Genomic DNA, 26,340 nt, shown 5'->3' on the forward strand with positions numbered 1-26,340 from the left:
AGGGGCTGTATTAGCAAAAGCTTATAGTCTGGTAACAGGGTATTGCCAATGAGACTATAAGAATGCGTAAGTCCTTGATGCGTATGACATTACGCCAGTTGCAGATTTTCAATGAGGTCTGCGATCTGCGCTCATACAGCCGCGCGGCAGAAGAGATGGCACTGACGCAACCGGCGGTGAGTCTACAAATACGCCAGTTGGAGGAGCTGATTGGCCAGCCGCTGTTCGAGTACGTGGGCAAGAAGCTCTACCTGACCGACGCTGCCGAAGCGCTGCAACGCGCTAGCCGTGACATATTCGGGCGCCTGGAAAGCCTCGATATGCAGCTGTCCGATATGCAGGGCTCGTTGCAAGGGCAACTGAAACTGGCCATCGAGTCCAGTGCCAAATACTTCGTGCCTCACCTGTTTGCCGCCTTCAAACAGCGGCACCCGGAGGTCAACCTGACCCTCACCGTGGTCAACCGAGCGCAGGCGATTCGCCGGCTTTCCGATAACCGGGATGACCTGATCATCATGTCGATGGTGCCCCAAGACATGGGCTTGGAGTTTCTGCCGTTTCTCAACAACCCTATCGTCGCAGTGGCGCCGCCGCAGCACCCGCTGTGCAAGCTGGAGCAGTTGCGCTTACAGGACTTGGAACCTCACACACTGCTCGTCAGGGAGCAAGGCTCGGGCACACGCAAAGCCTGCGAGGAGTACTTCAAGGATAAACGCGTGCATTTCAGCCAAACCCTGGAAGTCGCCTCGGCCGACGCCCAACGTGAATGCGTAATCGCAGGCTTGGGTATCGCTTTGCTAACGCGCCATGCGGTGAACATGGAATTAGCCACGGGTGTGCTGACGGAGTTGCCTGTCGAGGAATTGCCGTTGTACCGCAGCTGGTGCGTAGTCCAGGCCAAGGCCAAACGACAGTCACCAGTGGCGTTGGCATTTCACGCGTTCATCCGTAGCGAACGAGCATTGATCAGCGCGCTTGTTGAACGATTTTCTGGGAAGTTGCCGACGATCCCTGCCACACCGTGAGCGCTTGCAGATCGGGGTAATCAGTTAGTTCGCGCAACAATTGGCGCTGGTCGCAGTAACTTTCGATCGCGCGGCGGAACTCCATGCGGCGCTGGTCCTTCTCTTGCTGCTTGCGAGCCTTGGCGCTGGGTTGGTAGGAACCGTCGAAGTCACGAGCCATAGCCTGTCTCCCAGTTTGAATGCGGGAGTTTCAGACTGGCCGGGAGTGTTTACGTTTAGGTTTTGGAAAGGTGACAAAACGGTGAATCTTTGCCGATTACTTCGCGGATTCACCGGTAAAGTCGCCAGCACGATCCGCCATCAGTCCTCGGTAGCCTTGATCGACTTGGGCGACAACCGCAGGCTGCGCAAGCTGCGCTTGACGCTCTTGAGGTGGTTGACCAGGCTCGGCCCACGGGCCATGGCCACACCCATGGCTAATACGTCGATCACCACCAAGTGCGCGATGCGTGAAGTGAGTGGGGTGTAGATCTCGGTGTCTTCATGCACATCGATCGCCAGGTTGACCGTAGACAATTCCGCCAGAGGTGTCGCACTTGGGCACAGGGTAATCAGGTTGGCTCCACTCTCACGCACCAGGTTGGCAGTGATCAGCAAGTCTTTCGACCGCCCTGATTGGGAAATGCACACCGCAACATCCCCAGGCTTCAATGTCACCGCCGACATCGCCTGCATGTGCGGGTCAGAGTAGGCCGCGGCGCTGAGCAGCAGGCGGAAGAATTTGTGCTGGGCGTCGGCGGCCACCGCACCGGATGCACCAAAGCCGTAGAATTCGACCCGCTGCGCCTGAGCCATGGCACTGACGGCCTGTTGCAGGGCCTGCGGATCGAGGTGCTCGCGCACTTCCATCAGGGTGTGCAGGGTGGTGTCGAAAATCTTCAGGCTGTAGTCGGCGACCGAGTCGTCTTCGTGGATCGCGAACTGACCGAAACTGGCACCGGCCGCCAGGCTTTGCGCCAGTTTGAGCTTAAGGTCCTGAAACCCGGAACAGCCGATCGCCCGGCAGAAGCGCACGATGGTCGGTTCGCTGATGCCCACGCTGTGCGCCAGGTCGGCCATGGAGCTATGCATCACGGCTGCCGGGTCGAGCAGCACGTGGTCGGCCACTTTGAGTTCCGATTTGCGCAGCAGGTGGCGCGATTGGGCGATATGTTGCAACAGATTCACGGGCTGGACTCGGTTATGATCGGCTGGCCGGGATGTAGCTTTCTTGTAGTTATACTACATGGACGCCAACCCGCCCAGTTAAACGAACGTGGAGAGTGGTGGTTTGACTATTCCTTGCGACATTCTGGTGTTCGGCGGCACGGGTGACCTGGCCCTGCACAAACTGTTACCGGCGCTTTATCACCTGTATCGCGAAGCCCGTCTGAACAACGCCGTGCGCATCATCGCACTGGCCCGCCGCCACCTCAGCCGCAACGAATACCTCAAGCTTGCAGAGCGCCATTGCCGCGCGCAAATTGCTCGCAACGACTTCGACGAGGAAGTGTGGCGACGCTTTTGCGCACGGCTGGACTACTTCCCCATGGATGCCACGCAAAGCGCAGACTTCGGCCGGCTGGCCCGCTACCTCGGCGAGCCTGGTGGGCTGACCCGCATCTTCTACCTGGCGACTGCGCCCAATTTGTTCGTACCTATCGCCAACCACCTGCGTGTCGCAGGCCTGGCCGACAGCGAAGCGCGCATCGTGCTGGAGAAGCCAATCGGTCATTCACAGGCATCGGCTACCGCCATCAATGAGGCGATCGGTGCCGTATTCGATGAATCGCAGGTATTTCGCATCGACCACTACCTGGGCAAGGAAACTGTGCAGAACCTAATGGCCCTGCGCTTTGCCAATGCCCTGCTGGAGCCGGTGTGGTGCAACGGCCGGGTCGACCATGTGCAGATCAGCGTCTGTGAAACCCTCGGCGTGGAGAACCGTGGCGGCTACTACGACCGCGCCGGGGCGACCCGCGACATGCTGCAGAATCACCTGCTACAGCTGCTGTGCCTTGTGGCCATGGAACCACCGGCGCAATTCGAGGCAGAAGCGGTACGCGACGAAAAAGTGAAAATACTCAGGGCACTCAAACCCATCACCGGCCAGGACGTACAGGACAAAACCGTGCGTGGCCAGTACGGTGCCGGTTACATCGGTGGCCAGGAAGTACCTGCGTACTACTTCGAAAAGGACGTCGACAACGACACCGATACCGAAACCTTCGTTGCGGTGCACGCGCATATCGACAACTGGCGCTGGGCCGGCGTGCCCTTCTACCTGCGCACTGGCAAGCGTATGGCACGGCGCTCTTCGCAAATCGTCATCCAGTTCAAACCGGTGCCTCACGAGTTGTTCAGCGGTGGCCAAGTCAACCAGTTACTGATCCAGTTGCAGCCAGAGGAACGCATCAGCTTGCGCATGATGACCAAAAGCCCCGGCAAGGGTATGCGCCTGGAGCCTGTAGACCTGGACCTGAACCTGGCACAGGTGTTCGGCCAGACCCGTCGCTGGGACGCCTACGAGCGCCTGCTGCTGGATATCCTGGAAGGCGATTCGACGCTGTTCATGCGACGCGACGAGGTTGAGGCCGCCTGGGCCTGGATCGATCCGATCATCAGAGGTTGGGAAGAACATTTCCAGGCGCCCCGCCACTACGCTGCCGGCAGCAACGGCCCGGAACAAGCCAGCAGCCTGATGGCCAGGCACGGCAGACACTGGCACGGCTAACCGCCCTCATTGCCCCATGGCCGGGCCAGCATCTGGCGAAACTCTTGCTCCGGGATTGGCCTGCTGATCAGGTAGCCCTGCACCTCGTCACACCCATGCTCTCGAAGAAACGCCAGTTGCTCCGCCGTTTCCACCCCTTCGGCGACCACCTTCATGCCCAGGCTCTTGGACAACGTGATGATCGCCTGGGTAATGGCGGCATCTTGGCTGCCTTGGTGAAGGCCGCGGATGAAGGCCTGGTCGATCTTCAAGTAATCCACCGGCAGGCGTTTGAGGTAACTCAGTGACGAATAGCCCGTGCCAAAGTCGTCGATGGCCAGTTTCACCCCAAGGGCATGTAACTGCTGGAAGGTCGAAATGATGTGCTCGACGCTGTCGAGCAACTGGCTTTCGGTGAGCTCCAACTCCAGCAAATTCGGCGCCAGCCCGGTGTCTTCGAGCATTTGGCGCACCAGGCTGACCAGTTTGCCCTGGCGCAGCTGGTAGACCGAAAGGTTGACAGAAACCCGCACTTCCAAGCCCTGCCGTTGCCATTGGCGGGCTTGCTTGCAGGCCTGGCGCAGCACGAATTCGCCGATCGGGGCAATCAGCCCAGTTTCCTCGGCCAAGCCGATGAACTCCCCTGGAGGCACCATCCCCCGCTCAGGATGCTGCCAGCGCACCAGTGCCTCGGCGGCATTGACGTGCCCGCTAAGCACGCACAGCTTGGGTTGGTAATACACCATCAGCTGCTGTTCTTCGATAGCCTTGCGCAGCTGGTTTTCCAACTGCAAGCGCTCAAGCGTGCTGGCTCGCAGGCTTTCGGTATAGAACTGGAAATTGTCGCCGCCCAAGTGCTTGGCATGCTGTTTGGCCATGTCTGCCTGGCCAATCATGGCTTCGGCATCGAGCGTGGCATCAGCCAGTACACTGATACCTACCGATGCACTTATCACCACCTCGTGGCCATCTAGCCGCTGTGGCTTGCGCAACTTGTTCAACAAGCGGGTGGTGACCCGTACCAGGCTCGACAGGTTGCTGTAGCCATCGAAGAGCACGGCGAACTCATCGCCAGAAAGGCGCGCCACGGTATCGGCCTCGGGCAAGGTACTGACAATGCGCCGAGCAACCTTTTGAATCAGCTGGTCGGCCAGTTCATGGCCAAGGCTTTCGTTAAGCAGTTTGAAACGGTCCAAGTCTATGTGCAGCAAGGCCAGGCTGCGGCCATTGCTGCGTACGCGCCGTGCGGCGTCCAGCAGACGCAAACGGAACAGTGATCGGTTGGCTAGCCCGGTGAGCTCGTCGTAATGGGCCAGGTAACGCAAGCGCTCTTCGAAGGCTCGACGCGCCGACAGGTCGGTGAAGAAGCCGACTACTTGGCTCAGCTGGCCGCTGGAGTTGCGCACAGCTGTCAGTTGTAGCCACTGCGGATAAAGCTGGCCATGCTTGCGGGCTTCGACCAGTTCGCCCTGCCACCCACCTTGCTGGCGCAGCGCTACCCCAATGGCCTGGCTGTGCCGCCGGGCATCGCTGTGGCAGGGCAGCTCGAACAGCGCACTGGCAAGCGATTCGCAACGTAGATATCCAGTCATCTGGCAGTACGCCTGGTTCACCGCAAGCACCACAAAATCAGCGCTCAGAATCACCACCCCCTCATTGCATGCCTCGAAAACCGTGGAGGCAAGGCGCTGCTGTTCCTCAAGCACCTTCTGTGCAGAAATCCGTTGCAAGTCCTGGTTCAGTGACTGGTTCTGAAACCGCCGCAGCAAACTGCGGTCGAGCAGCCGATTGACCTGCCAGGCCACCACCAGCAGCGTGGCTAGCAGGATCAGGCAGAACCAGCCCCACCCACGCTGCCCTGCGTCGAAAAAGAACAGGAAGAGGATCGGCGGCAGCAGACAGGGCAACGCAAAACTGAGAAAAGCCGGCAGGCTGACAGCATAAGCGATGCTTGCACTCAGGCTGGCCATCGCCAGCAAGCCGAATGCCCAGGCCTGCTGCTCGAAGTTGTGCTGCGGCACCAAAGCGATCGCCGCGCAGGCCAAGGTCATGCCGCTGAATGCCGAACCGACCAGGAACATGCGCCGCCAGACCGGCTCGGCCTGACGCTGCGGGTCGGCCGAGTCGAACGCCGCCACCTGGATCACCCTGAGCGCAACCAGCGCCAGCAGCCAGGCCAGGCAAACGGCCACCATCAGATAGCGCCCAGGGGTCCACAACAGCCAAGCGCACAGCAGGCCGTTGAGCAGCATGAACAATGTCGGCAACAAAGAGCCTTGGTACAGCAGCCGCGTCCGCTCGACGGAAAGTTGAGTGGCAAACTGCCTGCGGACCTTCCTGGCCATCCCAGGCGATACTCCGATCGCCGTGCAGTCGTGGGTCATATCCTGAATTCTTGTAGTGTTCTTATTATGGTTGGCAGTAAACGAGCAGGGATCTTACACAAACGTCCGAGCTGGCCAAACTGCTCCCGACGGGTTTCACCCCCAGCAGTCCAGCCAGGCCCCACATACCTGCACTGGCGAGCTGCGCCTAAAGCCGATGAGCACCCGGGGCACAGGTGAATATTCATACAGTATGCGTTTGCCCGTTGCTCGGCCTGCCCCTAGAATGGCCAGATGCAAACAGACGACCTCTCCCTCCTGCTGAATTCCCTGAACGATGCCCAACGCCAGGCCGTCGCGGCCTCGCTTGGGCGTCAGCTGGTGCTTGCTGGCGCCGGCTCCGGTAAAACCCGCGTGCTGGTGCACCGTATCGCCTGGTTGATCCAGGTCGAGCAGGCCTCGCCGCACTCGATTCTGTCGGTGACCTTCACCAACAAGGCTGCTGCCGAAATGCGCCAGCGAATCGAGCAATTGCTGGGCATCAACCCGGCCGGCATGTGGGTAGGTACCTTCCACGGTCTGGCCCACCGCCTGCTGCGGGCGCACTGGCAAGAGGCGCGCCTGGTGCAGAATTTCCAGATTCTCGACAGCGACGACCAGCAGCGGCTGGTCAAGCGGGTCATGCGCGAATTGGGCCTGGACGAGCAGAAGTGGCCGGCGCGTCAGGCCCAGTGGTTCATCAACGGGCAGAAGGACGAGGGCCTGCGCCCGCAACATATCCAGCCCGGGGGCGATCTTTTCCTGCAGACCATGCGCGATGTCTACAGTGCCTATGAACAAGCATGCGAGCGCGCCGGGGTCATCGACTTTTCCGAATTGCTACTGCGCGCCCTGGATCTGTGGCGCGACCACCCCGGCCTGCTGGAACACTATCAACGGCGCTTCCGCCACCTGCTGGTAGACGAGTTCCAGGACACCAACGCCGTGCAGTACGCCTGGCTGCGCCTGTTGGCAGGCAAAGACGGCGGCAGCCTGATGGCCGTAGGCGACGACGACCAGTCCATTTATGGCTGGCGCGGTGCCAAGATCGAAAACATTCACCAGTACACCGCCGATTTCCCAGACGCCGAAACGATTCGCTTGGAGCAGAACTATCGCTCCACCGGGGGCATACTCAAGGCTGCGAACGCTTTGATCGCCAACAATAGCGGGCGCCTGGGCAAGGAACTGTGGACCGATATGGGCGAAGGCGAGCCACTGACGCTGTACGCGGCCTATAACGAGCACGATGAAGCCCGCTATGTAGTGGAAACCATCGAAAGCCTGATCAAACAAGGCAGCGCACGCAACGACATCGCCATTCTGTATCGTTCCAACGCCCAATCACGGGTGCTGGAGGAGGCTCTGCTGCGCGAGCGCATTCCCTATCGCATCTATGGCGGCCAGCGCTTCTTCGAACGCGCCGAAATCAAGAACGCCATGGCTTACTTGCGTCTGATCGAAGGCCGCGGCAACGATGCCGCACTCGAACGGGTCATCAACGTGCCGCCACGGGGCATCGGCGAAAAGACTGTCGAAGCCATTCGCGAGCACGCCCGCCACAGCCAGCTGTCCATGTGGGAAGCGATGTGCCAGCTGGTATCTGCCAAAGCGCTCAAAGGCCGCGCCGCTTCCGCGCTTGGCGCGTTCATCGAGTTGATCGAGGGCCTGGCCAGCAAAGTGGCCGAAATGCCCCTGCACACCATGACCCAAACCGCCATCGAGCAGTCGGGGCTGATCATCTATCACCAGGAAGAAAAAGGTGAGAAGGGCCAGGCACGGGTAGAAAACCTTGAAGAACTGGTCAGCGCGGCGCGCAACTTCGAAACCAGCGAAGACGATGCGGACCTGTCGCCGCTTTCGGCCTTCCTTGGCCACGCCTCGCTGGAGGCTGGCGATGCCCAGGCCGACGAGCACGAAGACAGCATCCAGCTGATGACCCTGCACAGCGCCAAAGGCCTGGAGTTCCCCTATGTGTTCCTGGTGGGCATGGAGGAAGGCCTGTTCCCGCACAAGATGAGCCTGGAAGAGCCCGGCCGCCTGGAAGAGGAGCGTCGCCTGGCCTATGTCGGGATCACCCGCGCCATGCGCCAGCTGATCATGACCTACGCCGAAACCCGCCGTCTTTATGGCAGCGAGACCTACAACAAGGTGTCTCGTTTCGTACGCGAAATTCCCAGCGGGTTGGTTCAGGAAGTTCGCCTTTCCAATAGTGTCAGCCGCCCGTTTGGTGGTTTAACTGCCACGAGCAGCAACCTGTTCGCCAATGCCAATATTCCGCAAACCACGTTCAACCTCGGCCAGCGCGTGCAGCATGCAGTGTTTGGCGAAGGCATCATCCTCAATTTCGAGGGCTCCGGCGCCCAGGCGCGGGTGCAGGTGAATTTTGCAGAAGGCAGTAAATGGCTCATGCTTGGGTACGCCAAACTCGAGGCCATTTAAGGCGTCGAAACATTCAGGCAAAAGCTGGAAACATCTTGTCGCTGGTCATGTGCACGGGAACCTGTGCACCATGACGCGCGTGCAATCCACAACAGGGGAAATCCCATTTATGCAACGTTTTCTTAGCATCGCACTGGCGCTCTGCGTCGGCCTGACGCTGAGCCTGGACGCCAACGCCAAGCGTTTCGGCGGCGGCAAGAGTTCGGGCTCCGCGCCTATCCACCAGACCCGCCAGGCTACGCCAACCACGCCTGCAGCCGCACCGACTGCGCCTGGCCGCGCACCGGCCGCCACCAGCGGTGCTTCGCGCTGGCTGGGCCCACTGGCCGGCCTCGCCGCCGGTGGCCTGCTGGCTTCCATGTTCATGGGTGACGGCTTCCAGGGCATGCAGATCATGGACTTCCTGATCATCGGTCTGATCGCCTTCCTGGTGTTCCGCTTCATTGCAGCACGGCGTCGCCAGCAGCAGCCGCAAATGGCTGCGCCAGGTCACGCGCCGCTCCAGCGTGAAGCCCATGGCCAGCCTGCTCAGCCTTCGATCTTCGGCGGTTCGGCAGCGCCTGCTGCCACAGCCGCGCCGGTGATCAATGCCCCGGCCTGGTTCAACGAGCAAAGCTTCCTTGCCGCAGCCCGCAGCCACTTCCAGTCGCTGCAGCAGCACTGGGATGCCAATGAAATGGACAAGATCGCAGAGTTCGTCACACCGCAGATGCTCGAGTTCCTCAAGCGCGAGCGTGCTGACCTGGGTGACGGCTTCCAGTCCACCTACATCGATGACCTTGACGTGCAACTCGACGGCGTCGACGATCGTGCCGACCGCACCGACGCCACCCTTACCTTCCGTGGCGTGTCGAAGACTTCGCGCTTCGACCAGGGCGAAGCTTTCAGCGAAAGCTGGCACATGGTGCGCGCCCAGGGCGAGAACCAGCCTTGGCTGGTGGCCGGTATCCGCCAAAACGGTTAACCGACTCACGTTGCACAAAAAACCCCGGGCTTGCCCGGGGTTTTGCTTTTGCCAGAGCGGGCTACTAGGGTATAACCCGCAGCGTTGTCATCAAGGTCAGAGGATGTAACCGTGGAAGAAGTGATCGAACAACTCCGTGAAGCCAATGAACCCGTGCCAGTGCCACTGGAGCTTCCCGATGAGGATCAACTGGTCGAAATCGAAGAACAGCTGTTCATCAACATTCCGTTCGTTTTCAAAGAGTTTCTGCTGACGGTCAGCGATGTGGTTTATGGCTCCCTGGAGCCTGTGACCTGCACCGACCCGCAGTCCCACACCTTCTTGCCTGATGTGGCCGCCAACGCCTGGGAAGCGGGCGTACCGCGCGACCTTATCCCCCTGTGCCAGGACGGCGATAGCTATTACTGCGTCGAGGAAGACGGCACCGTGGTGCTCTGGGATGGCGATGAAGAAGCCATCACTGAAGAAAGCTGGGAATCGGTGTGGCACTGGGCACGGGACGTCTGGCTGGAGAGCTGACGCCCCGTTGTGGCGCTGTCAGTGAGAGTGGTCGCGACTGTTCTCCAGCGTTTCCAGCAAGGCAATCTGCATGCGTGAATGCACGCGGATGAACCAGCGCCACAGCAGTGCCACCACCACCGCTGCTACCACTGCAATCACCAGCAACAGCTCGCTGGTCGGCAGGATGCTCGCCGACAAGGCCGACAGCAGCAGGAAGATCACCAGCAGCGAGAGCAGCGGAATCACCTCGGCCACCACCCGGCGCACACGCTGGGTATGCCGCCCGGCCATTTCCGGCTTGACCCCCATCTCGGCCAGCAGCATGGACAGGGCTTTGAGCTTGCGATAAGCCGCAATCAGAAACGGCAGTGACAGCAGCAATGCTGCGCCCCAGATCAGCGCCTTCTGCTGGCTGACATCCGTCACCCACTCGCTGAGCCAGGCGCCAATGCGCGCAGCGAAATAACCGCCGCTGAAGAAGATTGCGATCACCAGCGCAAGGTTGACACCTACCTGCAACAAGATACGCCGAATCATGGCCGCCAGCATGGCGCCTTCGCCTTGCGGCTGAATACTGCGCAACCATTCTCCATAAAGCGATAAGACCCGTGCCAGACGCCCTGGCACCATATGACCCAGCTTGTGCGAAAGCGGGTCGGCAGCGCGAATCAGGTAAGGCGTCAGCAGCGTGGTAATGGCAGACACCGCCACTGCCACAGGGTAGAGAAAGTCACTGGTGACCTGCAGCGTCATCCCAAGCGCCGCGATGATGAACGAAAATTCGCCGATCTGCGAAAGGCCCATACCTACGCGCAGCGAGGTCCGCCCATCGTTACCGGCTATGAAGGCGCCCATGCCGCACGACAGCATTTTGCCCAGTACCACAGCCAGAGTGATGACCACGATAGGCCAGGCGTAATCGACCAGCACCTGGGGGTCGATCATCAGGCCGATGGCAACGAAGAAAATTGCACTGAACAAGTCCCGTACCGGCTCGATCAGCCGCTCGATCTTCAGCAACTGGCGCGATTCAGCCATGATCGCACCGATCAGGAAGGCTCCCAGTACCATGCTGTACTCGAGCTTCACCACCAGCAAGCAGAAGCCGAAACACAGGCCCAGCACTGTGATCAACAACATCTCGTTGCTTTCGAATTTGGCCACATAGGCCAGCAGCCGCGGCACCAGCAGAATGCCGATGACCAGCGCCACGATCATGAATAGCGACAACTTGCCGACGGTCGAGAACACCTCGCCGGAGCTCACCGAACCACTTACGGCGATGCCTGAAAGCAAGGCGATGATGCCAATGCCGAGAATGTCTTCGACGATCAACACCCCGAAGATCAACTGGGCGAAGCGCTCGTTCTTCATCTTCAAGTCGTTGAGCGCCTTGACGATGATGGTCGTCGAGGAAATCGCCAGGATGGCACCGAGGAACAGCGAGTCCATGGTACTCCAACCAAACCACCGGCCGATCTCGAAACCGATCCAGATCATCAGCACGATTTCCAGGAACGCCGCGATGAACGCCGTGGCACCGACCTTGAACAGCTTGCGCAGGCTGAATTCCAGGCCAAGACAGAACATCAGGAAAATCACCCCAAGCTCGGCCAGGGTCTTGATCGTGTCTTCGTCATGGATCAGCCCAAAGGGCGGGGTGTGCGGCCCGATGATGAAGCCTGCGACGATGTAGCCCAGCACCACGGGCTGTTTTAACCGATGAAAAAGAATCGTCACGACACCTGCGACCAGCATTATTACTGCCAGGTCCTGGATGAAGCTGATGGCATGCATGGCGCGATACTCCTTTTCGACGTTGCTCAATGCCGGGGCAGACCGCTCCTCTGCCAAGGCCGAGCCAAGCAAGAAGCAAGTACATACTGTATTGAATGCAGGAAAGCCCATGTTGCATGGGCGTACTCAGGGTAACATCGCACCCCGTCACAAATTGCCGGTGCAATATGCAGAAACAGATCGGCTGATCAGCCGCCCCAAATGGCAACGCAGGCGTGACGACGCCACATCGGGCAACGTCCCGTAAAAGGAAGGCAAACCTTCAGAAAGGGGGAAACAGAAGTGTCAGCAGATACCCGCCCCGATTCAGCGCAATTTCACCGTGAGCACACTATGGAACCTGGAAACGCCCAGCTGAGCATGACCGTCCTGATGACCCCGGACATGGCCAACTTTTCTGGCAACGTACACGGCGGCACCTTGCTCAAATACCTCGACGAAGTGGCCTACGCCTGCGCCAGCCGCTATGCCGGCAGCTATGTGGTGACCTTGTCGGTTGACCAGGTGATCTTCCGCGAGCCGGTGCACGTCGGCGAACTGGTGACCTTCCTGGCCTCAGTCAACTACACCGGCAATACCTCGATGGAAGTGGGCATCAAAGTAATCACGGAGAACATCCGCGAGCGCTCGGTACGCCACTCCAATAGCTGCTTCTTCACCATGGTTGCAGTAGATGACAACCGTCGCCCGGTGCCGGTCCCTGCGCGCCAGCCGCAGTCCAGCGAAGAGAAACGCCGCTTCCTGCAAGGCCAGCAACGCCGGCAGATCCGTCAGGAACTGGAAAAACGCTACCAGAACCTGAAAACCGATTCGATCTAGACCGCCAGGCGCTGCGCCTCGAACCGTACGCGCGGGTGGGCGATACGATCCTGGGCCCGCACCAGTTGCAATTCGTAGTTGGTGCAGGCCTGGGTTTCCAGCAGCACCTCATGCACCGCCGCTGCGGTGTACTCGAACGCTTGTCGCCAGCTGTCTCCCAGCAGAACCCGAGCCAGGAACAAGCCCGAGGTCAGGTCGCCCACACCTACTGGTTGCCGTGGGAAAGCCAGCAGCGGACGGCCAAGGTGCCAGCTTTCTTCGCGGGTAACCAGCAACATTTCGAACATGTCTTGAGGGCGCCCCGGATACGCCAGGTGCTTGACCAACACGACCTGCGGGCCGCGCGCCAGCAGGCTGCGCGCCATGCTCACGCAGTCTTCGAGCGATTGCGCACGGCGCCCGCAAAAACTGTCGAGTTCCAGTTGATTGGGGCAGAGGATATCCGCGCTGGCCACGGCCTCATCGAGCAGAAAATCACTGACCTCCTGCGGCACGATGCAACCCTTCTCGGCATGGCCCATGACAGGGTCGCACAGATACAAAGCCTTGGCGTTCACCGCTTTGATCCGCTGCACACCCGCGAGGATCGCCCGGCCCTGGGCGGCACTGCCCAGGTACCCGGACAGCACCGCATCACAGTGGCCCAGCTCGCCAATATTGGAAATCCCTTCCACCAACGCAGGAATTTGCGCTGGAGCAAGCACTTCCCCCGCCCACTGGCCATACTGTGTGTGGTTGGAAAACTGTACTGTATTAAGAGGCCAGACGTTGACTCCAACTCGCTGCATGGGAAACACCGCAGCGCTGTTGCCGGCGTGGCCGAACACCACGTGGGATTGGATGGCGAGCAGGTGCGGAGTACGTTTCATGGGAGCGGATTCCAAAGCTGTTTCAAGGTTTGTGCGGCGCGCAGTATGAACTCGATCGCCACCTGTACGACAGGCCAGTGGCGCAGTTAAGCTGGTTCGACCTGTTTGGAGCATACGTAAATGTTGACCCTGGAGAATCTCTTCGTCCTGATGCTGTTGGCCACGGCAGGCGCTTGGTTATGGCATAACCACGGGCTGCGCGAGAAGGCCCTGGAGCGGGTCAAACAGCATTGCGCCAAACTCGATCTGGAACTGCTGGATGACGCCGTTGCGCTCAAACGCATCGCGTTCATCCGTGATGCCAAAGGCAGGAAACGCCTGGCGCGGGTCTATGCCTTCGAGTTCACCGTCACCGGCGAGCAGCGCCACCCCGGCAGCGTGACCCAGTTCGGTGCCCACAGCGCACAGATTGAGCTGGCGCCCTACCCGTTCGAGATCAAGACACCGCCACGGGCCGACAATGTGATTCAGATGCAGCAATGGCGCCAGGAGCATAACCGCTGGCACAACTGAGGCGCGCCGCGTTTATGTGATCAAGCATTGCGCCAGCGCCACCTGCAGAGGTGGTGCTGGCTGAGCCTGCTCAAAGATTAACTCGATGCGCGTATCTTTGCGCCATTCGCTGGGCTGCCACTGCGGCACTTGGCCTTCCAGCCCATTGAACGATTGCCAGCCATGCTGGGTGTGGATAACACCCTTGGCGCGCCGCCAAGGCCAAGCGGCGAGAAATGCCTGCATGCGCTGCGGGTCGAATTGCTGGCTCGGGTGCCAGCGCCACCCGATGCTCCAACCGCCATTCCCTGACAGTGCAGTACAGAGCGGCAGGGTTTTATCTATCCACAGGGGCTCAGGGGCTGTGGACAGATCAGCATCCACCAAATTACCCACAAGCAAACCGAGCGGTTGTGTTGTGGATGAACTGGGCAGGGTTTTCATGTCAACCAGAGCCTGCTGGGTCCAAACACTGTTGATATCTTTTAATCTGTTATTTATCAACAGCTTACCGAAATCATCCACAGTGTCAGCCTTGTTCAGCAGCACCAAGCCTGCCGCCTGCAGAGCCTGTTGTTGAGCTTCGGGCAATTCCTCACCCTTGGCTAACGCCTGGCCATCCAAAACCATGACCAATGGCTGCAACGCCAGCACTCCGACCCATGGAGATTTGCCCAACTGGTTGAGTAACTGCAATGGATGACCCAGCCCGGACGGTTCAATGAATAGCCGATCTGGCCTCGCCTTACGCAGCAGGCGGCCCAGGCCAACCTGAAATGGCATACCGTTCACGCAGCACAAGCAACCGCCAGCCACCTCACCGATGGCGATGCCGTCATCGTTATGGCTGAGCAGCGCCGCATCGAGACCGATTTGACCAAACTCATTGACCAGCACCGCCCAGCGTTCATTGGCCGGGCGCTGGGCCATTAGCTGCCGGATCAGGCTGGTCTTGCCGGCCCCCAGGGGGCCAGCGATGACGTGGGTGGGGATATTTCGCAGCATGCCAGCGCTTCTAAGTGGAATTCAGTCCACTATGCCCCGTCATGCCAGCCAGTCAAGGCTGAGCAACAGTCGCCGCTGCTGGCTGGCCGGGGAGCGGTGGATGAGCCCGGCGCCCTCATTACCGGCCCATTTTTCGCCTTTGACCAATGCAACGTCTCCTACGCCTAGGCTTCGAATGTTATCCACAGGGGCCTCAGCCAGGTGTAAGCCGACCCGTTCCAGAGCGCCTTCTTCAACCCACTCGCTGCCGGGCCCCACGTAGGTCGTCAACAGACGCACAGGCACGTTATCCACATGAAAGCGCGGGCACATCGCTCCTTGCAGCACCCTTAACCGCAACCCCACCCGCCGTGCGCCGAGCAGGCAGGTATAGGCCGACACCAACCACTTCACGTCAGCCACGAAGCTCTCGTAACCTTGCAGATCTGCTGCCTCCTGCAGCAAGCCAGGCAGAGCCGGCGGTTCATGCTCGTTCACATCGATAACGCGCTGGTCAGCCCACGGCTGGCCGAGGCTGACGGCCAAAACAGCGAAGTCTTCCAACTGGGCTGGCAAGCGCCGCTGCCAGACCGCCATGTTTACCCCGTCCTGATAGACCTCGGTAAACACCGATGGCGCCTCACCGAAAACCTGACGAATAGCCGCAGTCTTCAACGCCATGTTCATGCAGCAACCTCGGCATCCCATGCACCGAAGGGGTCAGGCAGCCTGGCCCAGCCTTTTGGCCCGAGGGCCATTTCTTCATCGTTGAGCAGGCAGGCGTCCAGCGCTGTGGATAACTGTGCGAAATCAATGTTCTGGCCGATGAAGACCAACTCCTGGCGGCAGTCACCGGTGTCTGCCTGCCAATGCTTGAGGATATCTGCTGTGCTCTGCTCATCCTGCGGCCAATGCTCACGCGGTACAAACCGCCACCACCGCCCTGCCAGGCCATAGCGCATCATGCCGCCAGCCTGCGACCAGCTACCGGCTTCCTGATATTTACTGGCCAACCAGAAAAAGCCCTTGGAACGCAGCAACCGGCCGTTGCTTCCGGTGTTGTGGATAAAGTCGTAGAAGCGTTGTGGGTGCAAGGGCCGACGAGCTACCCAAGTGCTCGCCGAAATACCGTATTCTTCGGTTTCAGGCACGTGCGCCCCGCGCAAAGTCTGCAACCAGCCGGGCGCCTGAGCGGCCTGATCAAAATCGAACAGACCAGTATCTAGAATCCGTCCCAGCGGGACCTGGCCCATGACCATCGGCACGATCTGAGCGCGGGCGTTGAGGCTGCGCAAGATGGCGATCAGTTCTTCGCGTTCGTGCTGGCTGATCAGATCGATCTTGCTCAACAACAGCACGTCGGCAAACTCGACCTGTTCGATCAACAGGTCAGTGATGGAGCGCTCATCTTCTTCGCCCAGGGTTTCGCCGCGGCTGGCCAGGCTCTCGGCTTGCTGATAATCACGCAGAAAGTTCAGGCCATCGACCACGGTGACCATGGTGTCCAAACGCGCCATGTCGGACAAACTACGACCTTGTTCATCGCGGAAGGTGAAGGTTTCAGCCACAGGCAACGGCTCGGAGATCCCTGTGGACTCGATCAGCAGGTAGTCAAAACGGCCCTCTTGCGCGAGCCGCGCCACTTCCTCCAACAGGTCTTCGCGCAAGGTGCAGCAAATGCAGCCGTTGCTCATTTCAACGAGTTTTTCTTCGGCACGGTTAAGGCTGACGTTGCGCTGCACTTCACTGGCATCGATGTTGATTTCACTCATGTCGTTGACGATAACCGCCACCCTGAGATTGTCGCGGTTGCGCAGTACATGATTGAGCAAGGTGCTTTTCCCGGCACCCAGGAAGCCGGAAAGTACAGTGACAGGAAGACGATTGGACATGGTGAAACCCCTTCAGGCTGCGCATTCGAAACGATGCATTGCACAATGTTATAAAGTAACAATACAATTTCGCCAAGTCACACTCGTCGAACGCATCTCTGGATACGCACATGACCCGGTCATCCATCGCCCTGACACTGCTGTGCCTGATGCCGTTGCCTGCAGTTGCATCAGCGCAAGGCAGTTCACTGGCGCTGTGCACCCGCAGCGCTACCTTGCTGGCGTGCCAGGATAACAAGGGCAGTTACTACAGCGTGCGTACCGAAGGTACCCAGCTCTACCTGCGCGGGTTCGATACCCAAACACGCCGGCTGTGGGCGCAGACCAACAGCCGCTACGGCTCACTAACGTTATTCACCGGCGTGGCAAGCGATGGTGAAGCTTGGTTTGGCTATAGCCGTCGCGTTGGCTGGACCACCTTTAACCGTGTCTCCAGCTCCAGTGGTCAACGTTTCAATTTGCATTGCAGCCTGGTCGGCGGATGTCGCTGACCTCAACGCCTGGTACCCCAATGACTAGCCTGACCCTTCCAGACATCGCCACACAGCCCCAAGAGCAAACCGCACCACTTGATTGGGTCGGGATGAGCGGCATCGCTTTACCCATCCAGTTTGCCGGCCAAACGATGGCGGCCATCGCCAGTGCCGGCGTCAGCCTGGTCGATGGGACAGCAAGGGGTATCCATATGTCTCGGCTCTACCTTGCGTTGGAATCGCTCGAACACCAGCCGTTGACTTCTTTGGCCCTGCGGCATCTGCTGGCAGACTTTATTGCAAGCCACGAAGGTCTATCAGACGCAGCGTATATCGACCTTAGCTTTGACTATCTTCTCAAAAGGCCTGCGTTGATCAGCCCACTCGCCGGCTGGAAGCACTATCCAATCACGCTGCGCGCCAAGATTGAGAATGAAATGTTCCACGTGGAACTATCTGTCGGTGTGCCCTATTCCTCGACTTGCCCTTGCTCGGCAGCGCTGGCCAGGCAACTCATCCAGCAGCAGTTCGAGGCAGACTTCCCGGAGCAATCGCTCGAACGCGAGGCAGTGGTGCAGTGGTTAGGCAGCAGTGAAGGGATTGTAGCCACGCCCCACAGCCAGCGGAGCGAGGCGCAGATCGAAGTTCGTCTGAGGAACAATCTCGCTGCATTACCTATCAAGGAGCTTATCGATCAAGTCGAAGCCAGCCTTGGCACCGCCGTGCAGACGGCAGTAAAACGCGCAGATGAACAAGCCTTCGCGTTGGCGAATGGGCAGAACCTAATGTTTTGTGAGGACGCCGCAAGGCGCTTGCATAAAGCGCTACGTGCGTTGGAGTGGGCCACGGCGTTCAAGCTACGTGTGGTGCATGCAGAAAGCCTGCATGCCCACGATGCGGTCGCCGCCAGCCAATGGCAGTGGTGAATCTCAAGTACGTGGCTTGACCGTTCCACAGTCATTGCCAAGCCACACAGCTCGGGTATTCATGCTGCCTTGCTGCTGAACACCCGAGGCATTGAATGTGCCATTGACCTGCGTAGTGAATTCCTTGTCGCTGAGGAAGGTTGCCTGCCCGGTACCTTGGGCTTTGGGGCAACTGAACTGAAACTTCCAGACATTACCTGTACGGTCGGTGATCTTCTGAGTGCAGCCAGATTTAGGGTCTTGCAAAGGAATGTCGTTGGTCTGCACCTGTTCAGGCGTCAGGCACGAGCGCACACCATTGCCGCCTATGGTGACGCCCTGCTTGGCCAGCATCCCTTCCATCATGGCCCGCTGCTCAGGCGGCAGATTCTTCAACTGGCCCAGCATGAATTGCATGTCAGGTAACGGCTTGCCATCGACCTGCATATTGCTGGTAGTTAGCTCCCACAGGCCAGGTTGCAACATCTGTGCATGTACCAGTGGACTGCTCAGGCCCAACGCCAGAGCCAACAGTGGAAGACGAATTTTCATGAAACAACGCTCCTCGAAAAACCGGCCATCGAGCCGGGCTCAGGGTTAGACGCCAAATCCGCTTTCAGGTTGCAGGCAGACCTGGAACGTGTTCTGTTACCTGCTGTGTATTCGGCAGGCAGGATGCGTATGGATTACCACAGCCCCTACTTCTTCGGCTATGTGCTCGGGCTGATTCACTTGCTCGGGATCATCGCCGCGTTGCATGCGGTGTTCACCGTGCGCACCGCACAAGGAGCAATCGCGTGGGCGATGTCACTGTTCTTCATACCTTATTTCACACTGATTCCTTATCTGGTTTTCGGGGCTCGCTCATTCAACGCTTACATCAAAGCTCGGCGCCAGGCCAACCAGGAAATGCACGTTGCCATGGCCAACCTGAACTGGCGGCCGTGGGTGGAGGAAGCGCTGACCGCCAGAGAGTCAGAAAGCTACGCCGCGTTGCGCGCCATGCCAAAACTGGGACGGATGCCGTGCCTGGCGAACAACCAAGTCAGGTTGCTCATCAATGGTCAGGCCACCTTCGATGCCATATTCAATGCCATCGAGCAGGCTCGCGAAGTCGTGCTGGTGCAATTCTTCATCATCCATGATGACGAATTGGGCCAGGCCCTTCAGCGATTGCTGCTGCGTAAGGCGGCAGAAGGGGTGCAAGTTTTTGTTCTGTACGACGGGGTGGGCAGCCACGCATTACCCGCCAGCTACAGCCAAGTGCTACGTGACGGCGGTGTACAGATTCATGCTTTCGCTACACGCCGCGGATGGTTCAATCGCCTGCAGGTAAATTTCCGCAATCACCGCAAGATCGTTGTGATCGATGGCCTGATCGGTTTTGTCGGGGGGCACAATGTGGGTGATGAGTACCTAGGCAAACACCGAGTCTTGTCACCCTGGCGCGATACTCATGTTCAGATCGAGGGGCCAGTTCTGGCTTGCCTGCAAGAATCGTTTGCCGAAGATTGGTACTGGGCAACCCGCGAGCTGCCTCCTTTGATACTGCCCGATACCTATCCAGACAATGGCGTGCTCTGCCAGGCCCTTGCCAGTGGGCCGGCGGACCCGCAGGAAACCTGCTCGCTGTTTTTCATCGAAGCTATTCAGTCGGCAACCAAGCGCGTGTGGATCACCACGCCCTATTTCATCCCTGATGAAGCCGTGTTTGCGGCGTTGCGTCTGGCGGTACTGCGCGGGGTGGACGTACGGGTACTGATCCCCGCGCGCCCCGACCATAAAATCGTCTACGCGGCATCCAGCCTTTTCGCATTCGAAGCAGTTCGGGCTGGCGTGCGTATGTTTCGATATCAGCCGGGTTTTCTGCACCAAAAGGTTGTACTGGTGGATGACGAAGTTAGTGCGGTCGGCAGTGCCAACCTGGACAACCGTTCATTCAGGCTCAATTTCGAAATCACCTTGCTCACTGTAGACCGTACCTTCGCCGATCAAGTGGAGGCGATGTTGCTGGACGACTTTGCGCAAGCTCGGGAAATCACTGCAGAGGACAGCCGTGACACCCACAGGGTGCAACAGCTGGGTATGCGCATCGCGAGGCTGATTTCACCTATCCTCTGAATGCTCAAGGGGCCGCTTATGCGGCCCCTTCAGGTTCAGCGGTAAAGGTCTTCACGCGTCCAAGGCAGGTCATGGTGCCCATCGGCGTAAGGTTTCACGGCTAGAATCTGATGCAAGTTGATCCAGCCCTTCTCGAATGCATAAGCACAACCGGCCAGGTACAAGCGCCAGATGCGCAGGGTCTTCTCAGGCACCAGTGCGGCTGCCTTATGCAATTGATTCTCTAGGTTCGCGCTCCAGTTATGCAGTGTCTTGGCGTAGTGCAAACGCAGGCTTTCAACGTCCACCACCTCCAGCCCTGCTTCACAGATGCTGGCACTGATCATTGAAAGGTGAGGCAATTCACCATGGGGGAAAACGTACCGGTCTATGAACTCACCTGCTCCACGCCCCACAGGTCGGCCGTCGATATGCTTGGCAGTGATGCCGTGGTTCATCACCACCCCACCCTCGCGCACTGCCCCGAACAGCTTCTGGCAATACAGCGCCAAGTTGGCGTGCCCGACATGCTCGAACATACCAACGCTCACCACTTTGTCGAAGCGGCCGTCCTGAGGAAGGTCACGATAATCGAGAATCTGCAGATCAACTTTGTCCGCCAAGCCCTCGGCCTTTACCCGCTCGCGGCCCAGCTTCAGCTGCTCCTTGCTCAAGGTGATGCCGAACACTTTGGCGCCGTATTCGCGAGCAGCAAAACGCGACAGCCCGCCCCAGCCACAGCCCACATCCAATAGGTATTCACCAGCATCAAGGCGTAGTTTGCGGCACAGATGGTCGAACTTGTCCTGCTGGGCTTGATCGAGTGTGTTGTCCGGCTCGCGGAAGTAGGCACACGAATAGACCATGTCTTGATCGAGCCACAGTTGGTAAAACGCGTTGGAGACGTCGTAGTGGTAAGAAATGGCCTCGGCATCCGTGCTCTTGTCGTGGGCAAGGCGCTGAGGCGGCGCTTGATCCGAATCAACCAGCAACGCTTCACTGAGTTCGTCACACACCCGGATGGCTTCGCCAATATCGCCTTCCAGCTCCAGCTTGCCCTCCACAAATGCGGTGCCCAGCTGGTCCATGCTTGGATGGGTCAACTGGCTGATCAACTGAGGCTCCTTGACCAGGATCGTGACCTGGGGGCTTGGGCCCAGATCGAATTGATTACCGTCCCACAGTTTGAGCCGCAGCGGCAGATGCAGGCTCTGCAGTGCCGGTGGAAGTTGAGCAAGCATGAATCACCCCTCCATTCCCTAATAGGCCACGACGCCTGATATTTCGAACGTCGCCGGAAAAGAGTAGTTCATTCGTGGGATGTTTCCTGTAGTGCAGACCAAAGTCTAGAGCGAGCTGGTCAGTCGCAACCCCTAGATTGTATACAATCCAACCTTCTCAGCTTAATCTTATGCCCCTCTCGCGCTTCCTCATCTGGAGTACACACCCATGAAATCCTACGACGTGGTGATCATCGGCGGCGGTCCTGGCGGCTATAACGCAGCAATCCGTGCGGGCCAATTGGGCCTGAGCGTGGCGTGCGTGGAAGGCCGCCCAACCCTAGGTGGCACCTGCCTGAATGTCGGTTGCATGCCGTCCAAAGCATTGCTGCATGCCTCCGAGCTTTACGAGGCCGCCAGTGGCGATGAATTCGCTCACCTCGGCATCGATGTCAAGCCAACGCTGAATCTTGCTCAGATGATGAAACAGAAAGACGAGAGCGTGGCCGGCCTGACCAAGGGCATCGAATACCTGTTCCGCAAGAACAAGGTGGACTGGGTCAAAGGCTGGGGCCGCCTGGATGGCGCCGGCAGGGTCATCGTCAAGGCAGAGGACGGCAGCGAAACCGCGCTGCAAGCCAAGGACATCGTCATCGCCACTGGCTCCGAGCCTACTACCCTGCCAGGGGTGAACGTGGACAACCAGCGCATCATCGACTCTACCGGCGCCCTTGCCCTGCCACAGGTGCCCAAGCACCTGGTGGTGATCGGGGCAGGCGTGATCGGCCTGGAGCTGGGTTCGGTGTGGCGTCGGTTGGGTGCTCAAGTCACCGTCATCGAATACCTCGATCGCATCTGCCCTGGTACTGATGAAGAAACCGCCAAGACCCTGCAAAAAGCGCTGGCCAAGCAGGGCATGGCATTCAAACTGGGCAGCAAGGTCACCCAGGCCAAGACTGACGCCGAGGGTGTCAACCTCACCCTCGAACCGGCCGCTGGTGGCCCCGCGCAGACCCTTCAGGCCGACTATGTATTGGTCGCCATCGGGCGCCGTCCGTATACCCAAGGTCTTAATCTGGAAAGCGTGGGCCTTCAACCTGACAAGCGCGGTATGTTGAGCAACGAGCACCATCGCACCTCAGTCCCTGGCCTGTGGGTAATCGGGGACGTTACCTCAGGGCCAATGCTGGCGCACAAGGCTGAGGACGAAGCGGTAGCCTGCATCGAGCGCATCGCCGGTAAGCCGCATGAGGTGAATTACAATCTGATCCCTGGCGTGATCTACACCCGCCCTGAAATGGCTACCGTGGGCAAGACCGAAGAGCAACTCAAAGCCGAAGGTCGGTCCTACAAGGTTGGCAAGTTCCCGTTCTCGGCCAACAGCCGCGCCAAGATCAATCATGAAACCGAAGGCTTCGCCAAGGTCATTGCCGATGCCAACACCGACGAAGTGCTGGGCGTGCATTTGGTCGGCCCAAGCGTGAGCGAAATGATCGGCGAATTCTGCGTGGCCATGGAGTTTGCAGCCTCCGCTGAGGACATTGCCCTTATCTGCCACCCCCACCCTACCCGCTCAGAGGCTCTGCGTCAGGCAGCGATGAATGTGCACGGCATGGCCATGCAAATCTGAGGCTGCTGGCTCCGCCGGTTTTTTCGAAATACCATTGATGCACGCTTTCGATCAAACCAGCGGAGCCCACCGGGTGAGCATCAACTTCGATCTGAACGACCTGCAGGCTTTCCGCGCTGTGGTAGAGCAAGGCAGTTTCCGCCGCGCCGCAGAGACCATTCGTATCACGCAGTCGGCACTGAGCCGGCGCATCGAAAAACTTGAATCGGCACTGGGGGTCAAGCTACTCGAGCGCACTACGCGCAAAGTTTCGCTGACCAATGTGGGGCGTGCCTTCCTGCCTCAAGTCGAGCGACTGCTCGACGACCTGGACCTGGCGCTGCTGAGCGTGGGCGACGGTGGCTCACTGCGCACTGGTACGCTGACCATCGCTTGCGTACCGTCAGCGGCCTACTACTTCATGCCACATGCAATCCGCGCCTTCCACGCGCAATACCCTAAAGTGCGGCTCAATCTGTATGACGCTTCCGCCAACGAAGTCAGCGCCGCCGTAGCGTCGGGCGAAGCGGACTTCGGCCTGAGCTTCACCGGCAACCTGGCCCCAGAGATCGAGTTCAGCGTGTTGCTGGAAGAGCGCTACGTCATCGCCTGTCGGCACGATCATCCTTTGGCCAAAGCGCAGTCGGTGACATGGGCGCAGGCCTATGAACACGACTACATCACCTTGAACAAAGCCTCGGGCAACCGCCTGGTGCTGGATCGAGCCCTGGCCGGGATGCAGACCAGCAAAGACAGCGTATGCGAGGCTCGGCACGTAACCACCCTGCTGGGCTTGATCGAGGCGGGGCTGGGTATTGCGGCAGTGCCATCGATTGCCCTGCCGATGGCTCCCCATCCGATACTCGCCAGCGTTGCGCTGGTCGAGCCACAGGTCAGCCGGACGATGGGGCTGCTCCGGCGCCGAGGGCGTACGCTGACACCTGCGGCACTGGAAATGATCAGGCTGATCCGTGAACTGCCTGGCGTTTTACCTGGCGACTGAATCCAGCCCAGTGGCCTGCACCGCAGGCTGGACCTGGGGCGAGGCCAGGTACTGGAGGAACTGCTTAGCTTCGGCGGGGTGCTCTGCGGCTTTAGGGATGCCGGCGGCGAAGCGGGTGACCGATTGCAGGCTTTCCGGAATCTTGCCTACGTAGGTCACACCCGGTACGGGCAGCAGCTCGGCGACCTGCTGGAAGCCCAGTTCATAGGTCCCCTGAGCAACTTGCGAGGCCACAGGCACACGCTCGACCATGGTGCTCTTTGGAGCAAGCTGGTCCTGGATGCCTAGCTTCTTGTACAACTCCTTCTCGATATACACGCCACTGGCGCTGTCCGAGTAGCCAACCGAGCGGGCAGCCAGCAAGGTCTTTTTCAGCTCGTCCGGGGTGCCGATGGCAGGTTTGGCTTGCCCTTGTTTGACCACCATACCGATGCGAGAGTCGGCAAGCTCGACGCGCGATGATGGGTCAACCTTGCCTTGGCGGATCAACTCGTCCAGCGCGTAGCCGACCATGATCACCACATCGGCGTGCTCGCCGCGTGCCAGGCGATTGGGGATAGCCTCAGGCGCCTTACCCATGGACGGGCCCAGCACGGTGACCAAGGTATCACCGCTTTTCGCGGCATACTGTGGCCCCAGTTCTTTGTAGGCGGCGGTGAAACCGCCCGACGTCATGACAGTCAGTTCTGCAGCCTGTGCCAGGCTGCAGGTTGCGAGCAATGTCGCGGCGAGCAACGCTTTCATTGAAGTCCTCATGCGGCCACCGCTGCACGATGCGCCAGGCGACGGTAGAGCATCCAGGTAGCGACGAATGCACAGAGCGCGGCGAACATCATCCAGTAAGCTGGAGCGGCCTTGTCATTGGTAACGTGGATCATCCACGTGGAGATTGCCGGGGTGAAACCACCGAACAGAGCAGTCGCCAGGCTGTAAGCCAGCGAGAAACCTGCCACGCGCACCTCCACCGGCATGATCTCGGTCAGCGCCGGGATCATCGCGCCGTTGTACATGCCGTACAGGAACGAGAACCACAACAGCACTTCGAGCATGTGACCGAAGGTGGGCGACTGCGCCAGATAGGTCAGCGCGGGGTACGCGGTAATCAAGGTCATCAGCGACATCGCCAGCAGCAGCGGCTTGCGGCCTACACGGTCACTGATGGCGCCACCGATGGGTAGCCAGATGAAGTTCGAAACTGCCGTGAGCAGGGTCACCAGCAATGCGTCGCCGGTGCTCAGTTGCAGCACGGTCTTGCCGAAGGTCGGCGCATATACGGTAATCATGTAGAACGCGGTGGTGGTCATGGCCACCATCAGCATGCCGAAGACCACGATACTGGAGTTGGCAGCCAGGGTAGCCAGCACCTGCTTCATGGTTGGACGGTGCTTGCGGGCGGCGAACTCCTCGGTTTCCTGCAGGCTGCGACGCAGCAGGAAGATGACCGGAATGATCATGCAGCCGATGGCGAACGGCACGCGCCAGCCCCAATCGGAGATTTCGCTTGGGGTCAGCCATTCGTTGAGGGCAAAGCCCAGCGCCGCGGCGACGACGATCGCCACCTGCTGGCTAGCCGATTGCCAGCTGGCGTAGAAGCCCTTGTGACCCGGCGTTGCCATCTCGGCCAGATATACCGACACACCACCGAGCTCGGCACCTGCCGAGAAGCCTTGCAGCAAGCGCCCAATCAGCACCAAGGCAGGGGCAAGCAAGCCAATGCTGGCGTAATTGGGCACCAGTACGATCAGCAATGTCCCGCTGGCCATAATCGCCAGGGTGACGATCAACCCTTTGCGCCGGCCAACGTCGTCGATGTAAGCACCCAGGATCACGGCACCCAGCGGGCGCATCAGGAAGCCTGCGCCGAACACGGCGAAGGTCATCATCAGCGACGCGAATTCGTTGGACGCGGGGAAGAACGCCGCCGCGATGTGGGTGGCATAGAAGCCGAACAGGAAGAAGTCGAACTGTTCGAGGAAATTTCCGGACGTTACCCGAAAGACCATACCGGCTTTGGACTTGCCCTCGGAAACCGAGCTTGACGGCAGACTCATGATGGATCTCCAGCGTTTCTTAATAATTGTAAGTGCTTATTTCTGGAATGATCGTCGAAAGCGGCGCTGGAGATAATCGTTCATTTTTCATTAATTGATGCGTGAATGAGATCAATCAGTGTGTGAAGCCTCGCGTGCA

At 59.3% G+C, this 26,340-nt stretch carries 24 protein-coding genes; 12 read left to right on the forward strand and 12 right to left on the reverse strand.

From position 1 onward, the window contains the following. Positions 1-77: 77 nt before the first annotated feature. Positions 78-1,025 (forward strand): LysR family transcriptional regulator, encoded by a 948-nt coding sequence (locus J5M56_RS09880; protein WP_186476455.1) that lies wholly within the window; start codon positions 78-80, stop codon positions 1,023-1,025. On the opposite strand, the gene J5M56_RS09885 is transcribed toward J5M56_RS09880, so the two are convergent. Continuing rightward, the gene (locus tag J5M56_RS09885; protein WP_186476140.1) at positions 967-1,185 is read right to left on the reverse strand and encodes a hypothetical protein; all 219 of its coding nucleotides are present in this window, start codon (positions 1,183-1,185) and stop codon (positions 967-969) included. The two genes, J5M56_RS09880 and J5M56_RS09885, sit on opposite strands and share 59 nt — an antisense overlap. 140 nt (positions 1,186-1,325) lie before the next feature. Beyond that, on the reverse strand, positions 1,326-2,192 hold the full coding sequence (hexR, locus tag J5M56_RS09890) for a transcriptional regulator HexR (RefSeq protein WP_060477609.1): 867 nt from the start codon (positions 2,190-2,192) through the stop codon (positions 1,326-1,328). Positions 2,193-2,295: 103 nt separating this feature from the next. On the opposite strand from hexR, the gene zwf reads away from it, so the two are divergent. Then, a complete protein-coding gene (zwf, locus tag J5M56_RS09895) occupies positions 2,296-3,738 on the forward strand; it encodes a glucose-6-phosphate dehydrogenase (protein WP_186476139.1) in 1,443 nt (480 codons plus the stop codon). Here the strand turns inward: zwf and J5M56_RS09900 are convergent. Continuing rightward, a complete protein-coding gene (locus J5M56_RS09900; protein ID WP_347709425.1) occupies positions 3,735-6,062 on the reverse strand; it encodes an EAL domain-containing protein in 2,328 nt (775 codons plus the stop codon). The genes zwf and J5M56_RS09900 overlap by 4 nt on opposite strands. Positions 6,063-6,335: 273 nt before the next feature. On the opposite strand from J5M56_RS09900, the gene uvrD reads away from it, so the two are divergent. The 3 genes from uvrD to J5M56_RS09915 all read left to right on the forward strand — a co-directional run bounded on the left by uvrD (position 6,336) and on the right by J5M56_RS09915 (position 10,005). Further along, positions 6,336-8,522 carry a DNA helicase II gene (gene uvrD / locus J5M56_RS09905; protein WP_207936662.1) on the forward strand — a complete coding sequence of 729 codons (2,187 nt, stop codon included), beginning with the start codon at positions 6,336-6,338 and terminating at the stop codon, positions 8,520-8,522. Positions 8,523-8,631: 109 nt separating this feature from the next. After that, positions 8,632-9,486 (forward strand): TIM44-like domain-containing protein, encoded by an 855-nt coding sequence (locus J5M56_RS09910; RefSeq protein ID WP_186476137.1) that lies wholly within the window; start codon positions 8,632-8,634, stop codon positions 9,484-9,486. A gap of 111 nt (positions 9,487-9,597) precedes the next feature. Next, the gene (locus J5M56_RS09915; RefSeq protein ID WP_060477614.1) at positions 9,598-10,005 is read left to right on the forward strand and encodes an SMI1/KNR4 family protein; all 408 of its coding nucleotides are present in this window, start codon (positions 9,598-9,600) and stop codon (positions 10,003-10,005) included. Between the two features lie 18 nt (positions 10,006-10,023). Here the strand turns inward: J5M56_RS09915 and J5M56_RS09920 are convergent, their stop codons facing one another. Further along, positions 10,024-11,784 carry a cation:proton antiporter gene (locus tag J5M56_RS09920; protein ID WP_060477615.1) on the reverse strand — a complete coding sequence of 587 codons (1,761 nt, stop codon included), beginning with the start codon at positions 11,782-11,784 and terminating at the stop codon, positions 10,024-10,026. Between the two features lie 333 nt (positions 11,785-12,117). On the opposite strand from J5M56_RS09920, the gene J5M56_RS09925 reads away from it, so the two are divergent. Continuing rightward, positions 12,118-12,603, forward strand: a complete 486-nt coding sequence (locus J5M56_RS09925) for an acyl-CoA thioesterase (RefSeq protein WP_060477616.1) — start codon at positions 12,118-12,120, stop codon at positions 12,601-12,603. Here J5M56_RS09925 and pdxY read toward each other — a convergent pair. Beyond that, on the reverse strand, positions 12,600-13,472 hold the full coding sequence (gene pdxY / locus J5M56_RS09930) for a pyridoxal kinase PdxY (protein WP_207936664.1): 873 nt from the start codon (positions 13,470-13,472) through the stop codon (positions 12,600-12,602). The genes J5M56_RS09925 and pdxY overlap by 4 nt on opposite strands. A 120-nt stretch (positions 13,473-13,592) precedes the next feature. On the opposite strand from pdxY, the gene J5M56_RS09935 reads away from it, so the two are divergent. Beyond that, entirely contained in the window at positions 13,593-13,985 is a 393-nt protein-coding gene (locus tag J5M56_RS09935; protein ID WP_060477618.1) for a DUF3301 domain-containing protein, read from the forward strand. Between the two features lie 12 nt (positions 13,986-13,997). Here J5M56_RS09935 and J5M56_RS09940 read toward each other — a convergent pair whose 3' ends face one another. Genes J5M56_RS09940 through zigA form a run of 3 tightly spaced genes read right to left on the reverse strand, consistent with a single transcriptional unit; the run spans position 13,998 to position 16,840 of the window. Then, a complete protein-coding gene (locus J5M56_RS09940) occupies positions 13,998-14,969 on the reverse strand; it encodes a CobW family GTP-binding protein (protein WP_207936665.1) in 972 nt (323 codons plus the stop codon). Positions 14,970-15,008: 39 nt separating this feature from the next. Further along, positions 15,009-15,635, reverse strand: a complete 627-nt coding sequence (locus J5M56_RS09945; RefSeq protein WP_207936666.1) for a DUF1826 domain-containing protein — start codon at positions 15,633-15,635, stop codon at positions 15,009-15,011. Further along, entirely contained in the window at positions 15,632-16,840 is a 1,209-nt protein-coding gene (zigA, locus tag J5M56_RS09950) for a zinc metallochaperone GTPase ZigA (protein ID WP_060477621.1), read from the reverse strand. Before zigA ends, J5M56_RS09945 begins: the two co-directional genes overlap by 4 nt. Positions 16,841-16,989: 149 nt before the next feature. Here zigA and J5M56_RS09955 point away from each other — a divergent pair, with 149 nt between their 5' ends. Together J5M56_RS09955 and folE2 are read left to right on the forward strand one after the other, a co-directional pair. Further along, positions 16,990-17,331 (forward strand): glutamine synthetase, encoded by a 342-nt coding sequence (locus J5M56_RS09955; protein ID WP_155500243.1) that lies wholly within the window; start codon positions 16,990-16,992, stop codon positions 17,329-17,331. A 20-nt stretch (positions 17,332-17,351) separates the two neighbouring features. Then, positions 17,352-18,239 (forward strand): GTP cyclohydrolase FolE2, encoded by an 888-nt coding sequence (gene folE2 / locus J5M56_RS09960; protein ID WP_207936667.1) that lies wholly within the window; start codon positions 17,352-17,354, stop codon positions 18,237-18,239. A 3-nt stretch (positions 18,240-18,242) separates the two neighbouring features. Here the strand turns inward: folE2 and J5M56_RS09965 are convergent, their stop codons facing one another. Next, complete coding sequence (locus J5M56_RS09965; RefSeq protein ID WP_060477624.1) at positions 18,243-18,770, reverse strand: DUF3617 domain-containing protein; 528 nt, start codon at positions 18,768-18,770, stop codon at positions 18,243-18,245. Between the two features lie 129 nt (positions 18,771-18,899). Here J5M56_RS09965 and cls point away from each other — a divergent pair, with 129 nt between their 5' ends. Then, complete coding sequence (gene cls, locus J5M56_RS09970) at positions 18,900-20,339, forward strand: cardiolipin synthase (protein ID WP_060477625.1); 1,440 nt, start codon at positions 18,900-18,902, stop codon at positions 20,337-20,339. A 35-nt stretch (positions 20,340-20,374) separates the two neighbouring features. Here the strand turns inward: cls and cfaB are convergent, their stop codons facing one another. After that, entirely contained in the window at positions 20,375-21,559 is a 1,185-nt protein-coding gene (gene cfaB, locus J5M56_RS09975; RefSeq protein WP_207936668.1) for a C17 cyclopropane fatty acid synthase CfaB, read from the reverse strand. A gap of 208 nt (positions 21,560-21,767) precedes the next feature. Here cfaB and lpdA point away from each other — a divergent pair, with 208 nt between their 5' ends. Both lpdA and J5M56_RS09985 read left to right on the forward strand, forming a co-directional pair. Continuing rightward, positions 21,768-23,168 (forward strand): dihydrolipoyl dehydrogenase, encoded by a 1,401-nt coding sequence (gene lpdA / locus J5M56_RS09980; protein ID WP_207936669.1) that lies wholly within the window; start codon positions 21,768-21,770, stop codon positions 23,166-23,168. A 73-nt stretch (positions 23,169-23,241) separates the two neighbouring features. Then, complete coding sequence (locus J5M56_RS09985; RefSeq protein ID WP_186476128.1) at positions 23,242-24,150, forward strand: LysR family transcriptional regulator; 909 nt, start codon at positions 23,242-23,244, stop codon at positions 24,148-24,150. Here the strand turns inward: J5M56_RS09985 and J5M56_RS09990 are convergent. Continuing rightward, positions 24,136-24,906: a substrate-binding domain-containing protein gene (locus J5M56_RS09990; protein ID WP_207936670.1), complete on the reverse strand. Its 771-nt coding sequence runs from the start codon at positions 24,904-24,906 to the stop codon at positions 24,136-24,138. The genes J5M56_RS09985 and J5M56_RS09990 overlap by 15 nt on opposite strands. After that, the gene (locus tag J5M56_RS09995; protein WP_186476126.1) at positions 24,903-26,201 is read right to left on the reverse strand and encodes an MFS transporter; all 1,299 of its coding nucleotides are present in this window, start codon (positions 26,199-26,201) and stop codon (positions 24,903-24,905) included. The genes J5M56_RS09990 and J5M56_RS09995 overlap by 4 nt, the downstream gene beginning before the upstream one ends. Positions 26,202-26,340: the final 139 nt, after the last annotated feature.

Origin of the sequence: Pseudomonas sp. 51_B (assembly GCF_017491595.1) — a bacterium.
GTDB lineage: Bacteria > Pseudomonadota > Gammaproteobacteria > Pseudomonadales > Pseudomonadaceae > Aquipseudomonas > Aquipseudomonas promysalinigenes.

Excerpts from the sequence above, each read along its gene's own strand:
- J5M56_RS09880 (WP_186476455.1), top strand. The coding sequence starts at position 78 with ATGCGTATGACATTACGCCAGTTGCAGATTTTCAATGAGGTCTGCGAT.
- J5M56_RS09885 (WP_186476140.1), bottom strand. The coding sequence starts at position 1,185 with ATGGCTCGTGACTTCGACGGTTCCTACCAACCCAGCGCCAAGGCTCGC.
- J5M56_RS09900 (WP_347709425.1), bottom strand. The coding sequence starts at position 6,062 with ATGGCCAGGAAGGTCCGCAGGCAGTTTGCCACTCAACTTTCCGTCGAG.
- uvrD (WP_207936662.1), top strand. The coding sequence starts at position 6,336 with ATGCAAACAGACGACCTCTCCCTCCTGCTGAATTCCCTGAACGATGCC.
- J5M56_RS09910 (WP_186476137.1), top strand. The coding sequence starts at position 8,632 with ATGCAACGTTTTCTTAGCATCGCACTGGCGCTCTGCGTCGGCCTGACG.
- J5M56_RS09920 (WP_060477615.1), bottom strand. The coding sequence starts at position 11,784 with ATGCATGCCATCAGCTTCATCCAGGACCTGGCAGTAATAATGCTGGTC.
- J5M56_RS09925 (WP_060477616.1), top strand. The coding sequence starts at position 12,118 with ATGGAACCTGGAAACGCCCAGCTGAGCATGACCGTCCTGATGACCCCG.
- pdxY (WP_207936664.1), bottom strand. The coding sequence starts at position 13,472 with ATGAAACGTACTCCGCACCTGCTCGCCATCCAATCCCACGTGGTGTTC.
- J5M56_RS09935 (WP_060477618.1), top strand. The coding sequence starts at position 13,593 with ATGTTGACCCTGGAGAATCTCTTCGTCCTGATGCTGTTGGCCACGGCA.
- J5M56_RS09940 (WP_207936665.1), bottom strand. The coding sequence starts at position 14,969 with ATGCTGCGAAATATCCCCACCCACGTCATCGCTGGCCCCCTGGGGGCC.
- J5M56_RS09945 (WP_207936666.1), bottom strand. The coding sequence starts at position 15,635 with ATGAACATGGCGTTGAAGACTGCGGCTATTCGTCAGGTTTTCGGTGAG.
- zigA (WP_060477621.1), bottom strand. The coding sequence starts at position 16,840 with ATGTCCAATCGTCTTCCTGTCACTGTACTTTCCGGCTTCCTGGGTGCC.
- J5M56_RS09955 (WP_155500243.1), top strand. The coding sequence starts at position 16,990 with ATGCCGTTGCCTGCAGTTGCATCAGCGCAAGGCAGTTCACTGGCGCTG.
- folE2 (WP_207936667.1), top strand. The coding sequence starts at position 17,352 with ATGACTAGCCTGACCCTTCCAGACATCGCCACACAGCCCCAAGAGCAA.
- J5M56_RS09965 (WP_060477624.1), bottom strand. The coding sequence starts at position 18,770 with ATGAAAATTCGTCTTCCACTGTTGGCTCTGGCGTTGGGCCTGAGCAGT.
- cls (WP_060477625.1), top strand. The coding sequence starts at position 18,900 with ATGGATTACCACAGCCCCTACTTCTTCGGCTATGTGCTCGGGCTGATT.
- cfaB (WP_207936668.1), bottom strand. The coding sequence starts at position 21,559 with ATGCTTGCTCAACTTCCACCGGCACTGCAGAGCCTGCATCTGCCGCTG.
- lpdA (WP_207936669.1), top strand. The coding sequence starts at position 21,768 with ATGAAATCCTACGACGTGGTGATCATCGGCGGCGGTCCTGGCGGCTAT.
- J5M56_RS09990 (WP_207936670.1), bottom strand. The coding sequence starts at position 24,906 with ATGAGGACTTCAATGAAAGCGTTGCTCGCCGCGACATTGCTCGCAACC.
- J5M56_RS09995 (WP_186476126.1), bottom strand. The coding sequence starts at position 26,201 with ATGAGTCTGCCGTCAAGCTCGGTTTCCGAGGGCAAGTCCAAAGCCGGT.